The 14612-nt window shown below is 44.5% G+C and carries 13 protein-coding genes; 1 reads left to right on the top strand and 12 read right to left on the bottom strand.

Translation table 11 applies throughout. The features are described 5' to 3' along the window. Positions 1–41 precede the first annotated feature (41 nt). The 3 genes from mfd to JMY03_RS10370 all read right to left on the bottom strand — a co-directional run bounded on the left by mfd (position 42) and on the right by JMY03_RS10370 (position 5350). Positions 42–3746 (bottom strand): transcription-repair coupling factor, encoded by a 3705-nt coding sequence (gene mfd / locus JMY03_RS10380; protein ID WP_201603560.1) that lies wholly within the window; start codon positions 3744–3746, stop codon positions 42–44. 280 nt (positions 3747–4026) lie between these two features. Then, a complete protein-coding gene (rraA, locus tag JMY03_RS10375; RefSeq protein ID WP_227675609.1) occupies positions 4027–4542 on the bottom strand; it encodes a ribonuclease E activity regulator RraA in 516 nt (171 codons plus the stop codon). Positions 4543–4648: 106 nt separating this feature from the next. Next, positions 4649–5350, bottom strand: a complete 702-nt coding sequence (locus JMY03_RS10370; protein ID WP_201603557.1) for an NAD-dependent epimerase/dehydratase family protein — start codon at positions 5348–5350, stop codon at positions 4649–4651. 495 nt (positions 5351–5845) lie between these two features. On the opposite strand from JMY03_RS10370, the gene rpsT reads away from it, so the two are divergent. Further along, positions 5846–6112: a 30S ribosomal protein S20 gene (gene rpsT / locus JMY03_RS10365; RefSeq protein ID WP_025647041.1), complete on the top strand. Its 267-nt coding sequence runs from the start codon at positions 5846–5848 to the stop codon at positions 6110–6112. 235 nt (positions 6113–6347) lie between these two features. Here rpsT and JMY03_RS10360 read toward each other — a convergent pair whose 3' ends face one another. From JMY03_RS10360 to JMY03_RS10320, 9 genes are all read right to left on the bottom strand, one after another. Then, positions 6348–7187, bottom strand: a complete 840-nt coding sequence (locus JMY03_RS10360; RefSeq protein WP_201603556.1) for a histidine phosphatase family protein — start codon at positions 7185–7187, stop codon at positions 6348–6350. Between the two features lie 87 nt (positions 7188–7274). Further along, positions 7275–8069, bottom strand: coding sequence for a metallophosphoesterase (locus tag JMY03_RS10355; RefSeq protein WP_201603555.1), 795 nt, complete (start codon positions 8067–8069; stop codon positions 7275–7277). 201 nt (positions 8070–8270) lie between these two features. Continuing rightward, positions 8271–9005 (bottom strand): orotidine-5'-phosphate decarboxylase, encoded by a 735-nt coding sequence (gene pyrF, locus JMY03_RS10350; protein WP_201603554.1) that lies wholly within the window; start codon positions 9003–9005, stop codon positions 8271–8273. A gap of 62 nt (positions 9006–9067) precedes the next feature. Beyond that, entirely contained in the window at positions 9068–9484 is a 417-nt protein-coding gene (locus tag JMY03_RS10345; protein ID WP_025647045.1) for a LapA family protein, read from the bottom strand. A gap of 86 nt (positions 9485–9570) precedes the next feature. Next, positions 9571–9873, bottom strand: coding sequence for an HU family DNA-binding protein (locus JMY03_RS10340; protein WP_025647046.1), 303 nt, complete (start codon positions 9871–9873; stop codon positions 9571–9573). 295 nt (positions 9874–10168) lie between these two features. Next, positions 10169–11860, bottom strand: coding sequence for a 30S ribosomal protein S1 (gene rpsA, locus JMY03_RS10335; RefSeq protein WP_201603655.1), 1692 nt, complete (start codon positions 11858–11860; stop codon positions 10169–10171). A gap of 301 nt (positions 11861–12161) precedes the next feature. Continuing rightward, the gene (gene cmk / locus JMY03_RS10330; RefSeq protein ID WP_025647048.1) at positions 12162–12935 is read right to left on the bottom strand and encodes a (d)CMP kinase; all 774 of its coding nucleotides are present in this window, start codon (positions 12933–12935) and stop codon (positions 12162–12164) included. A gap of 246 nt (positions 12936–13181) precedes the next feature. After that, positions 13182–13817 (bottom strand): tRNA adenosine(34) deaminase TadA, encoded by a 636-nt coding sequence (gene tadA, locus JMY03_RS10325; RefSeq protein WP_227675597.1) that lies wholly within the window; start codon positions 13815–13817, stop codon positions 13182–13184. A gap of 6 nt (positions 13818–13823) precedes the next feature. Continuing rightward, positions 13824–14576, bottom strand: a complete 753-nt coding sequence (locus JMY03_RS10320) for a uracil-DNA glycosylase (RefSeq protein WP_201559671.1) — start codon at positions 14574–14576, stop codon at positions 13824–13826. Positions 14577–14612 lie beyond the last annotated feature (36 nt).

Raw genomic sequence — 14612 nt, 5'->3', positions numbered from 1 at the left:
CTATTTTAGCAGTTATCGTTGTAGCCGTGTTAGCAATTCCCTTAAGCCGGCTCTGCTGCCATATGCTCGCTAAAGTACTTTAGTAGCTTCTCCACAGCTTTGACTCTTTGCTCAGCGCTTTTTAGCTTATCTGCATCACTGTAGCGGATACCTGAGGCGCCATTCATCCGATACTTTTGTCCATTTGATTGAATGAGTTTAATAATAGCCAAAGCATCGACTGGGGTATCAGGGGCAAACTCTAAGCTGACGCTGCTACTATTGGCATCAATCTTATTGATCATCAAGGGCTCAGCTTGCAGCCGCAGACCATGTACAGCAAACAGCTGCTTGGTTTGATCCGGTAGCCCCCCGAAGCGATCTATCATCTCCGTACGGATATCGGTGAGGGCGTCAATATCATCAGCATTACTAATACGTTTATAAAACAGCAGGCGCTGATGCACATCGTGCACATATTCTTCTGGAATCAGTGCTGAGCTATGCAAGTTAATTTCACTAGTCAGCGACAATGGCGTATTGAGATCAGGCTCTTTGCCTGCTTTAATCGCCTTAGTCGCACGCTCGAGCATATCCATATAGAGGCTAAACCCAATCGCTTGCATATTACCGCTTTGCTGTTTACCTAGTATCTCGCCTGCCCCGCGAATCTCTAAATCTTCACTTGCTAGCATGAAACCAGCGCCAAGCGTATTAGCGCGTTCAATAGCGCGTAGTCGGCGCTTTGCATCACCTTTTAGACCTTTGAGCGATGGCACCAGTAAATAACAGTACGCTTGATGATGACTACGACCTACGCGACCACGAAGTTGATGCAGCTGCGCAAGTCCAAACTTATCTGCGCGCTCAATGATAATAGTGTTTGCATTAGGCACGTCGATGCCGGTCTCGATAATGGTTGAGCAAACCAATACATTAAACTTTTTGTGATAAAACTGCTGCATGATTTGCTCAAGTTGCCGCTCTTGCATCTGCCCATGCGCGACACCTACTCTAGCTTCTGGTACCAACTCACGTATCGTCTCTGCCATGCGCTCAATACTCGCCACATCATTGTGCAGAAGATAGACTTGCCCACCGCGTAACAGCTCTCGCAGAATCGCCTCTTTCATTAATGCTTCGGTCTTTTGCATGACAAAAGTCTTGATCGCTAAGCGGCGCGCAGGCGGTGTGGCGATAATCGACATATCACGCATACCAGACAGCGCCATATTGAGCGTACGCGGAATCGGTGTGGCAGTCATCGACAAACTATCGACATCAGTCTGAATGGCCTTGATACGCTCTTTATGACGTACGCCAAAACGGTGCTCTTCATCAACGATCATCAAACCCAAATTGGAGAACTCGACGTCTTTTTGTAGCAGCTTGTGCGTACCGATAATGATATCCACTTTACCAGCGGCCAAATCTGCAAGCACTGTATCTTGATGTTTTTTGCCGCCAAAGCGCGATAAAGTCTCAATGCGCACTGGCCAATCGGCGAAGCGGTCGCGAAAGTTATCTTCATGCTGACCGGCAAGCAACGTCGTCGGTACTAACACCGCCACTTGATAACCGGCGCTAACCGCAATAAAGGCGGCTCGCATCGCCACTTCTGTCTTACCAAAGCCAACATCACCGCAGATCAGGCGATCCATCGGTTGGTTTTGGCGCATGTCTTCCATCACTGCGTGAATGGCATTGGCTTGATCGGGCGTCTCTTCAAAGGCAAACTGGCTGGCGAATAGCTCATACTGCGACGGCTCAATCTTAAAGTGGATACCGACTTTGGCCTCACGTCTTGCCTGCATGTTGAGCAGCTCTGCAGCGACATCATGAATTTGCTGTAAGGCTTTTTGTTTGGCTTTGTCCCATTTGCCGCTACCGATTTTATGCAGTGGCGCTAAGGCCGGATCGCCACCACTGTAACGGCTGATCATTTGCAGATTGGCTACGGGCACATAAATACTCGCATCATCAGCATATTTTAAGTGAATAAACTCTTGCTCACCATCACCTACATCTAGAAGGATTAAGCCATCATAGCGCCCTATACCGTGCTCAATATGCACCACGGGGCTACCTTGGGTCAGCTCAGTGACGCTTTTAACTAAGAACTCTTCTGAGACCCCGCTTTGACGCCGACGACGCGTTTGCAGCATTTGCCGGCCAAACAGTTGTGTCTCGCTGATCACCACTAAGCGCTCAGGCACATAAACGCCGCGCTCAATCGGTGCGACGGTCAACCCAACATGAGGCAAACGACTGTGTTTATTAGAGTCGTTATGAGCGATGCTACTATGATCGATAGCTAAAAAGTCTCTAAAACTATCATAAGCTTTGGTCTCAATTTTACCTTTGAATAACTCAATGAGAATTTCACGCCGGCCTGCGGTTTCAGCGACGATTAACACCGGCGTTGCCGTTTGGCTCTGTAGTTCTAGGAAAGCTAACAGATCAGCTAAAGGCTCAGATTTTTTATGGTTGACAGACAACTGCGGCGGCTCTTGGGCGCTTAAGGTCACTAGTCCTTGCACCTTTTGATTATCTGAGCTGTTATCCTCCATTGCCGCCTGAGTCTGACTCGTCGCCAGCTCGCTGCGGGCGCTAACGATCACGCGCGGATACTGATTGAGCTGTTCGTTAAAGCGATTAGCAGGCAAATATAGGAATTCAGGCGCAAGTATTGGCTTATCGATATCGTGGCGACGCTCTTCATAACGGCGCTGTATTTGCGACCAATAATCGACTTGCCGCTCACCGATAAGCTCATCAGTAATAAATAGCACGTCACTGGGCAGATAATTAAATAAACTACTCTCTTCTTGCCAATTATTTAGATCAAAAAACAGCGGCTGATAATACTCAAGACCACTACTCGCAATCCCTGCCATCACGTCTTTATGTAACTCAAACTTGCGGCTACTGGCATTTGGGAACATCGCAGCAAAGTTTGTTCTGAAGGTTTTGCGGCCTTCATCCAGTGGAAATTCTTTAGCAGGCAAGATTTGGAATTTCTTAATGGGTTTTGAGATATCAGGGAGCTTATGTAATAGCGACAGCGACTCTGCGCCCATACTACTGTCGTTACCCGATAGCATAGCTCGCAAATCATCTTCAGTTAAAGTGCGCTGCGTTTGCGGATGAAAAAAACGAATCGTCTCAATCTCATCATCAAACAGATCAAGACGCAGTGGAAACGGCTGACCCATAGCAAAGATGTCGATGATACTACCGCGTACCGCAAACTCACCAGGCTCAAAGACGTTTTCGACTGCTCGGTAGCCTGCTTTTGCCAGTAGTTCGCGCTGAGCATTGATATCGAAAATATCACCTGCACTCAAGTCAAAGTGCTGGCCGATCAGCCAACTTGGCGGCGCGACTCGCTGCATCAGTGTCTGCACCGATATCAATAGCACTCCTGTCGTCGGCATATCGGTCAATAGATTGATACGCTCACTGACGATGTCTTGGTGCGGCGATAGCTCATCATAAGTCAAAGTCTCCCAATCAGGGAACACATAAGCATCGACGCCGCAAAACGCCAGTTCAGTCTCAATCTGATTGAGCTGGTTTTGATCGCGCGCTACCATAATCTTGAGCCGATCAGCCACCTGCCATAACTCAGTATTGACCAAGCTTGCAAGCCAAAGGCTACTCACCGCCCCATGCACAGGCGCCAGCCAGCGCCGCTGATGATCCTTAATAGGAAAAAGTTGCTTGTTAATAGGATAAAAAGCGTCAGTCAAAGCAGTGATAGGCATAAAGAGTAGTATCGAAGTTAGCGAATAAGGGAGATGAAAAATAAAGAGATATTATACGAATTTTTTGGCCATTGACCAAAAGTTATGCGGTAACGGTTTGTCAGTTTGAAGACTTGTCCGTTTCACGCTTTTCATTTTAGAGGTATGGATAGTTAGTTTAAGAGTATCCAATAAACATAGCTAAGCGCGAACCTGCATCAGTGCAGTCAGCGCTTAGCTACTTTTTGATCTTGATGTCGATATCTGACTTATAAATTTAATCGCTATATAAATCGAGCTGCTACAGTAATGCTTTATCACTAGCAATTATGCCGTTATTGTCAGCATAGACAAACATACCAGAATTAAGCGTCAAATCACCAAAACTAATTTCAATATCCATTTGCCCTTCATCACGGCGCGTTGATTTGCGCGGGATACAACCTAATGCCATTACTCCTATGTCCATCTGCGCCATATCATCGACATCACGGACACAGCCGTAGACCACAACGCCTGCCCAGCCATTATCAATAGCCGCTTGCGCGATCATATCACCAAGCAGCGCGCAGCGCATAGAACCGCCACCATCGACAACTAATACCTTTTTGTTGCCATCAGCGTCTTTGCCATTACTATTCAATAACGCTTTGACACGGCTATTATCTTCAAAGCATTTAACCGTGACAATCTCACCGCAGAATTTATCTTTGCCGCCAAAGCTATAAAACGACTTACCTTCGATATTAGGCAAGCAAACTTGTGATTCAGGATTAGCGTCTAATAAGTCGCAGGTCACAAAATCTTCTTTTGTCATCTCGTTAATATCTGGCATAGTTATCTTCCTTGTTCAGTTTTTATTGATAATTTTTACTTAGGCTATTTTATAAGAGCGGGCTTACTTAGCGAGTCATATATTCATACTAGTATTTTACTCGCGTCATCGCAAGCATCTGCTTATTTTCAATAATACTTGTAGTGCTAGGCAGATTAGCGGACTGAAATTTGCGGCGCTCATAAAGGTTATTAGCGCTCATAGTCATAGCGCTTGCGACTCGTCTAGCGCTAATAGGATGGATGGATAGCGACTCTGGTACCAAAGGCGAAAACACCTTAAAGATGTTTTGACTCACATTCTCAAGCGTTCGCCCTTTGTGTTTACCCAGTAATAACGAGGGACGAAAAATAAGGAGCTGTTTGAAACCCAATGCTCTAATGGACTGCTCGGTCTCTGCTTTTACTCGGTTATATAAGAAACGACTGTCGATATCATTATTCATTGCAGATAATAAAAAGAAATTCTCTACGCCTTTTTCTCGGCATAATTTTGCAAAGCTGACGTTATAATCGTGATCGACTTTACGAAATGCCTCATCACTACCGGCTAGCTTGCGAGTGGTCCCTAAGCAGCTAAAAGCATCGGTATTTTGATCAGCGCCAATATTGGCACATATTTCGGCTAAGTTATCGAAGTCATTCACTTGATAAAAATGAATACTGGCATTGATGTAACGCAGCGGTCGTCTCGCAATCACGATTAAAGTGTCATAAATCTCACTTAATTGCTTTACTAAGTATTGCCCTACCAAGCCTGTGGCGCCAATTACAATTGCTTTTCGCTGCATAGCTTATCCATCTTTATAGTCAAATATTTTATAGTCAATCGTTTGGTTATCGTCTCATATATTTTAGTCTTATCGACAACAGCTGTTATAAGTTAACCGATTCACTCTATGATTGCTTATCATTAATTGTAAGAGATTTTATCAAAAAACCGGTGGTAGAAGTAAATATCGATAAGGTAGAAACTTTGTTCACAAAAGGCGTCTAGTCGCTTCAATGAATAGCAGCGATATCATATCACTGCTACTTAAATACACACTTCTTTATGCTTCTTCGCTCAAACATATTGTTCTTAGAGCAAGAATTTGTTAAAATGACCGGCTTTACACGTCGAAGCTATTTAATTATTCCAAACGGCTTTGACGCCTTTGATGACTTACTGTACATTTGGCATCAACATCATGTTTGGCGAGACGGCTGCTCGTCACCGATGATGGTTAAAACTATTACTGTATTCAACATTCATATTTTTATCTGTCTTTATCAAGGAGATACGCGTGGCTAATACTGCACAAGCTCGTAAACGCGCCCGTCAAAACACCAAACGTCGCCAACACTCTGCTTCACAGCGCTCTATGGTTCGCACTTACCTTAAGCGTGTAGATGCAGCTATCGAGTCAAAAGACTATGATGCGGCAACTGAAGCTTACAACAAAGCGGTACCGGTTTTAGACCGTATGGCTGACAAAGGCATTATTCACAAGAATAAAGCTGCTCGTCGTAAGAGCCGTTTGAACAAAGCAATCAAAGGCTTACAAGCTTAATCATAAGAGTATTCTCTTATTTAGATTGCTAGGTTTAAATCTAAAAAACCTTGTCACAGGCTAAAATGCTGAGACAAGGTTTTTTTATGGCTGTTAGTTTCTACGGGTGTTAGTTTTTACGGGTGTAAGTTAGTGAAGCCTATTGGCGCTATACAATAACTATCAAGCTGGCGGAAATAGCTGAAAGCTTAGTTATTAACTACAAACTCAGTGATTAACTACAAGCTCAGTTATCTCAATCCCATTTTACCTCTGACGGCAGCAGCAGCTTATCACTACCAAAGCCTGAAGCACTATAATAGCTCTCTAACAAATGACTTACTGGGCGGATATAATGCTCACCTCGCCATATCAGGTTCGCGTTCACCTTCTCAAAAGCGCCTTCATCGAACCATAAAAACACCCCTTCCATCATTTTAGGCCAATCATTCCAGTCGATCTCTATAAAGTCGAGCATGACTGCTAAGAATGCCGATAACAAGGTATCATGACTCACTGCTAGCAGCATATGACCTGGCTGCGGCTGATATTGATAAAATAGTGAGAGAATATCTAAGCCGCCTTGATAGGGATTCTTGGTCCCTTCAAGATTGTTTTGCAAAAAACGATTGATAAAGTTCAGCACGCCAATCTCTTTAAATATCGGATTGGCAATCTCAGGGTCGGTGACTAAGCTACCCGGCTCTACCAGTAGTGATTGATGGACAATACTACGGCTAAGACCTGCGCCTTGTTGCATGAGCATAGCGGTGTCTATACAGCGTCCTATCGGACTTGAGAGACTATCCACATCTAAGGAGTACGGCAGATGCCCTGCGAGCCAACGTCCCCAAGATTTGGCTAACACGCGGCCTCTAGGAGTCAAAGGCAGCTGATAACTGGCAAAACCGTTACCGTCTGAGCGCTCACGTAAAGAGTGCCGAGTAAACAATATCAGCCGCTTGTCCTCAGGCAACACCCCAACAGAAGACATCATGCTATCTGGCAGATGCGCTGGAGCTGGCATGCTTGGACTATGTCTTGAGTGCACACTCACATGAGAGTTAGTATGCTTAGGATGAGTAGTATTAGTCATAAAAGATAGTATAACGAGCTGTTTATTTATAAGGGGAAAATACAATTTGAGTCACTACTGTAGCCATCATAAAACCCACTCGCTATCTTATACTTCGATAACTCTATCCCAAGCGAACTCAAGAGCAGTACTGCTGACTTCGTTAGGATAAGCACGCGGATTGACGATAACACGAGTGTCATTGATACGGTAATCAAAGGCTTCATGAGTGTGACCATGCACCCAAAGCGTTGGCGCCCAGTCCTCAAACATCCAAGCAGACAAATCGGTGACAAAAGCGGCGTTACTCGGTAAGGTCGCGTACTTTTGGGACACTGATAAAGGGCTAATACTATGGTGAGTCATCACTACCGTTTTTTTGCCTAACTGCTTGGCGGCTATCAGCGCTTGCTTGAGCCATTGCCGCTGCTCATCATGAATCTGCATTGAGACCTCTGGTGAAAACAGCTTATGACCTACGTATATTTGCTTATAGTCGCGCATAAAGCGCTTGGCAATATCTATAGTATCGCCATTAGCCTGATATTGATAGTCCGTCCATAACGTACAGCCTAATATTCGTACCTCACCAATGTCGATATGCTGGCACTGCAAAAAACGCAAGCCTAAATGCTGAGTCGCATCGTAGTTATCCCAAGTCGCTAGCTTTTTATCAAAATGCAAAATATCTTCGTTAAAATATTCGTGATTACCTGCAATCGTTAGCAGAGGGACTTGTAGCCGTGCCGCTTGCTGTTGTAGCCAAGGCATACCGCTATCACTATTAGCGGTGTCGCCTGCGACCAATACAATATCAGCATCAGTCTTTGGAATATGTCCTATGGGATGCGATTGTCTGACATAGCTATCGATATGAAGATCGCTTAATATCTGGAATTTCATACAACTCAATATAATAAGTAGGTTAACAACGTAGACTCTAAACTGTAGTAGCAATAAAGCTAAAACGCTCACCTAGTGTAGCATTTATTTATATGGCGTTAGAGACTAAAAAAGACAACGGCTAGGTTGTCTTTTTATAATAGTATAAAGCGGCGTTGACGATATCACATCATAATAGCTTATACCGATAGCAGCTATACCTTAGATATCTATACTTTGTAAAATAGTCTGTAGTTTCGCAGTAGGATCAGGCGAGTTGGTAATAGAGCGGCCGATCACTAGATAGTCCGCGCCGTCTTGCAAGGCTTGCTTAGGCGTACAAATGCGCTGCTGATCATCACTGTTATCTTCTGGCAAACGAATACCTGGGGTAATCAGTTTAAAATCATCACCGCATAATGTCTTAAGCCTTTTTGCCTCTTGTGCGGAGCAAACCACCCCATCGAGACCAGCTTTTTGGGTCAATTGTGCAAGCCTACTGACTTGAGTTTCAAGCTCATTATTGACCCCGATTTGCGCTAAATTCTGTTGATTCATCGAGGTCAGTACGGTCACTGCAATCAGCAAGGTATCATAGCCGCCTTCGACTAGGCGCTGTTTTGCTAGTGCCATAGCATCATAACCGCAGCTAGCGTGGACATTAACCATCCACACGCCTAAATCAGCCGCAGCCATGACGGCTTGCGCGGTAGTATTAGGAATATCATGGAACTTGAGGTCTAAGAATACCTCAAAGCCTCGCTTTTGTAGCGCCTGTACGATAGCAGGCCCTGAGCGGGTAAATAGCTCTTTGCCTACTTTAAGACGGCACAGCGTAGGGTCTAGTTTATCTGCTAAAGCAAGAGCGGCGTCTAAGGAAGTATTATCTAAAGCCACAACAACAGGAGAAGTCAGGGTTGTAGAAACTGCTTTGAGAGGCGCCAAAATATCCGTCATGAGTTTACCGCTTTTTTAAATAGTAATTAGTGAGTTGGTATTAAAGTGATGCAATAACTCCATCAACGACGAGGAGTTTTGCTAATGGTACTAGTCTTAGCAGCAATGGTGTTATCACTTTCATCAGCGACTACGTCAGGCTGAGCTGGCGTGCCATAGACAGCTTGTTCGGCGGTGGGTGCATTCGCTTGACGATCGATAGCGATATTGGCTTGATTGAGCTGCTCTTGTAGATGGGCGTTACTTTTTTGCAGACGGGAAATCTCCCATTTATTCTGAAATACTCGAAACAGTAATAACGACAGTATAAGACCAATTACAATACCCAGAGTCATACTCAAAATCAGCAGCAACCCTAAGTTCATAGCAGGCGCTTGTGAGAATAACAAATTCACCCCAATATCAGAATTATTTGCTAATACCAAACCAAGCGCGTAGGCAAAGCTCAGAAATAGTAGGACAAACAGTATAAAGCGCATAATGGGTTACCTTTTAGTTAGTAGTCATCTGTTGGTAGAGGCTAATCTCGATCAAAACCTTAGCTGCAATATCAAGCCAAAAGTAACTATACCGCTATTTTGTCATTGACCGCTTCACGTAGCGCTTTACCTGGCTTGAAATGCGGAATAGCTTTTGCAGGGACAGGTACACTTTCTCCCGTTTTGGGGTTGCGCCCTATACGCGCGCGTCTATGATGCAAACAAAAGCTACCAAAACCGCGTACTTCAACACGGCCATCATTCGCTAAAGTGTCTACCATAAGATTGAGTATTTCACGCACTGCATCATCAACCACGCTCTCAGCCATTGGATCACAGCTGACACTCAAATTATTAATAAAGTCAGATTTATTTATCGCTTGCTGCATTGTCACACTTGCCTTATTGATTTAGATTTGTCAGATTAAAAACAAAAAACTGCACTTGTTCAAGCACTTAATATTAGTTTACGTCTCAAAACTCGTGGTGACAAATGATATCTCAAATAAAAACAAATAGAAATCAAAGTTTGCTCATTTTAGCTAAAAGTTTTTTATTTTTTATAAAAAGCGGCTTTGTCATCTGGTATTTGACAACTAATACTAAGACCTATCGAAATTAGAACATAAAAAAAAGCGACCGAAGTCGCTTTTTTTTTATGTTCTATACAAACAAATCAGAGATTTACTGCATTTGCTCTTTGATCAAGTCACCAATAGTCTTAGGCTGAGCATCAGAACCTGCTGCTGGAGCTGCTCCTGCACCGCCAAGATCTTTAATCGCTTGACGCTCTTCAGCTTCGTCTTTGGCTTTGATAGACAAGCTGATGTTACGCGTTTTGCGATCAACACTGATGATTTTCGCTTCAACGTCATCACCAGCAGATAGATGCTTAGTCGCATCTTCTACGCGGTCACGTTGAATCTCAGAGGCACGTAGATAGCCTTCAACTTCATCAGCAAGCTCAACAGTCGCGCCTTTAGCATCAACTTCTTTGACTTTACCATTAACGATAGCGCCGCGGTCATTAGCGACTAGGTATTCGTTGAATGGATCAGAGCTTAACTGCTTCACGCCTAGGCTAATACGGTTCGCTTCTGCATCTACAGACAATACCATAGCTTCAACGGTGTCGCCTTTGTTGTAGTTACGGATAGCTTCTTCGCCAGTCTCATTCCAAGAAATATCAGATAGATGAACCAGACCGTCGATACCGCCGTCTAGACCGATGAAGATACCAAAGTCAGTGATAGACTTGATAGTACCTGTGATCTTATCACCGCGCTCATGCTTCTTATCGAACTCATCCCATGGGTTTGCTAGGGTTTGCTTGATACCTAGGCTGATACGACGACGCTCTTCGTCAATATCAAGGATCATCACATCAATCTCATCGCCAACTTGTACGACTTTTGAAGGATGGATGTTCTTATTGGTGTGATCCATCTCTGATACGTGGACTAGACCTTCGATGCCTTCAGAGATCTCAGCGAAACAACCATAGTCAGTTAGGTTGGTGACGCGAGCTTTAACGATACTACCTACTGGGTAAGTAGCACCAACGTTATCCCAAGGATCTGTGCCTAATTGCTTCAGACCTAGGCTTACGCGGTTACGCTCACGGTCAAACTTCAATACTTTAACTTTTAGGTCTTGACCGACTTCAACCACCTCAGATGGGTGCTTGATACGGCGCCATGCCATGTCAGTGATGTGAAGTAGACCATCGATACCACCAAGATCAACGAACGCACCGTAATCGGTTAGGTTCTTAACGATACCTTCGATCTCGATACCTTCTTCAAGCTTGTTCAACAGCTCTTCGCGCTCAGCTGAATTTTCAGCTTCCATAACCGCACGGCGGCTAACCACAACGTTGTTACGCTTTTGATCAAGTTTGATCACTTTGAACTCTAGCTCTTTGCCTTCAAGATGCGTGGTATCACGGATAGGACGAACGTCAACCAATGAACCTGGTAGGAAAGCGCGTACTGAACCGATATCAACGGTGAAACCGCCCTTAACTTTGCTTGAAATAATACCTTTAACGATTTCATCGTTATCGGCGATCTTCTCTAGGAAGTTCCAAGTTTCAACACGCTTAGCTTTTTCGCGTGACAGCAAGGTTTGACCCATACCGTTATCTACGGCTTCAACGACAACATCAACACTATCGCCAACTTCAACTTCAAGTTCGCCTTCTTCGCTTAAAAACTCTTCACGAGCGACGATACCTTCAGATTTAAGACCTGTATCTACAGTGATCCAGTCGTTATCGATGGCAACAACAGCACCTGTGATAACCGAGCCACGCTCGATATCTAAGCCTGTTTCTTCGATGCTCGCTTCAAATAGTTCAGCAAATGATTCCATTATATCTACCTTTGTGTAGCCGTAGCCTGTCCAGCACAGTACGGATCAAATTTATGATTTTATAAAACGTTATGCTGGTTTTATATCTTATAAAATCATATAAAAAACAGTTGTTAATAATAAGCGCGTCGTTGTAGCAACTCACTAGTAGCAACAGTCTAAAAACCTAGTTAAATCAGTATTATACTATTTTTAGTATTAAGTAGAAACACATGCAAATAGTGAAAACATGACTCAATGCTTTAATCTTACTATTTTACCCTAAAACTGCATCGTTTACGACTCATTAATCGTTATATTTCTGTCAAAAGCATATCCCTTGTTGCTGACAGTAGCTTTTAATCTGTTCGTAAACCACATCCGCAGGCAGTGCTGAACTATCTAATACTAGCGCATCGGAGGCAGGCTTTGACGGCGCAGTGCTGCGGTTCTCATCACGATCGTCGCGCGCTTTAATCGTCGTTAAGATAGCCTGGTAGTCCGCGACTTGTCCGGCCTGCTCTAGCTGACATACTCGGCGTTCAGCTCGCGCCTCAGGGCTAGCTGTCAGGTAGACCTTAACATCAGCATCAGGAAACACGACTGTACCCATATCACGGCCATCAGCCACTAGACCTGAGCGCGTAGCCATGTCTTGCTGTAGCTGCAACAAAGCTTGGCGCACTTCAGGGAATACCGCCACTTTCGAAGCATAACCACCAACCGTTTCATTGCGGACTTGCTCACCAACGCGCTCATCATTGACGATAATATCGATACGCCCTGAGGTGTTGTTCAGCTCAAACGCAATGTCTAAGCTTTGGGTTAGCTGCAACAAAGCAGCTTCATCAATAGTCTTACTGCCATCAGCACCCAGCAATCCGGCCTCAAAAGCTTTTAGACCGACGATCCGATATAAGGCTCCAGAATCTAGCAATTGATAGTCCAAGCTTTGCGCCAATCGCCAAGCAACCGTACCTTTACCGGCACCACTAGGACCGTCGATACAAATCACAGGAAAGCGTTCTGGCAACACTTGGCTCTGTTGATTAGCAGAGTCAGTCTTAACAGAGGGGTTAGATAGCTCAGGTGCAGTCATAATGGCTCAGTCATTATTGGTTAGCAGTCCTAGTCAGCAAAACGCTGATAGAAGCAATTATCAATTCAAGTAATAGCTAGTAGCTAGCTAAAAACTTTTATCGACTAATAAAGCAGGTTCACGCAATTAAATAGCGTCATATTATAGCAAGATAACGCGGCTGCCACTAGCACTAGATAGATGCCATTGTCTGACGATGGCATCGCTTTTATTAGCCTTTGGATAACATGTCTACTCTTACAGTACTTACTGGTGCTGTGTTTGCTGAATTTTACTAGCTTTTAACGCCTGTCGACGCTGACGAAAAAATGCTTTTAGTAGTTGACTGCTAGACTCTTGGCATAGCCCTTGTTGTACTTGTATCTGATGATTATAAAAAGGCTGAGTGCTCAGATTCATCTGACTGCCGACCATGCCAGCGCGCGGCTCATTAGTGGCATAAACGAGCCTGCCTACACGCGCATGAATAAGCGCGCCGATGCACATCGTACAAGGCTCTAAGGTAACATATAATGTAGTACCCACCGGCAAGCGATAATTATTAAGATGCCGACAAGCCGCTCTTATGGCTGTCATCTCCGCATGAGCTGTCGCATCGTGACGGCCTATAGGCTCATTAAACCCTTCACCGATAATGCTATGATCATGGACTAAAACGGCGCCTACTGGTACCTCTCCCTGCCCAGCGCCCCGCTTAGCAAGCGTCAAAGCATACTGCATCCAGTAGTAATCTGTAAGTGACCAAAAACGATAACTGGCCAGCTCGTTACCAGTAACTGCCCTAGATAGCTCATTATTAACCTGTAAAGGCTGCAAAGCATTAGAGACCTGCCACAAAGGCAATAATAATAAACGTTGACTGCTCATTTGCATAGTAAACATAGTAAGCTACTGCGGTAATTGCCAATCGATCGGTGTCTGACCATGCTGCTTAAGATAATCGTTCGTTTTCGAAAAAGGTTTTGTGCCAAAGAAGCCTCCACGATTAGCAGCTAATGGCGAAGGATGCACCGCCGTCAAAATCAGGTGCTTATCGGTATCGATATACTTGCCTTTTTTCTGCGCTTTGCTGCCCCATAAGATAAAGACAGTATGCTCAGTTTGCTCATTGACCACATCGATAACTTTGTCGGTGAACTGCTCCCATCCCGCGTTTTGATGGCTATTGGGCTCGCCCTCGCGAACCGTCAACGAGCTGTTGAGTAATAATACTCCTTGCTGTGCCCAATAGGTTAGATCGCCATGCTTAGAGGGCGTGATACCGATATCGCTTGCCATCTCTTTTAGTACGTTATTCAGCGATGGTGGCTTAGGTATGGTCTTAGGGACGGAAAAAGATAAACCCATCGCTTGCCCTGCGCCATGATAAGGGTCTTGGCCGAGTATAACCACTTTGACATTCGATAAAGGCGTCAAGTTTAGCGCATTGAACATTAAAGGCGCTGGCGGATAGATACTATCACCTGACTGATAGGCTTGCTTTAAGAACTCACGCAGCTCATCCATATTCTCTGAGGTCAGCTCCTCCTCTAGAGCGCGCTTCCAATCCTCTGGGAGCTTTACTTTATCTAAAATCGCCTTTTTTTCGGCGGCAGTCTTAGTGTTAGAATCATCATCAGATAGATCGTCAAATAAATTCATGGTTATCAAGCCTTATTAATTATCAGTAAATCTTAC

Source organism: Psychrobacter submarinus, from assembly GCF_904846685.1.
Lineage (GTDB): Bacteria > Pseudomonadota > Gammaproteobacteria > Pseudomonadales > Moraxellaceae > Psychrobacter > Psychrobacter submarinus.
This window is presented reverse-complemented; position numbering and strand designations above follow the sequence as displayed.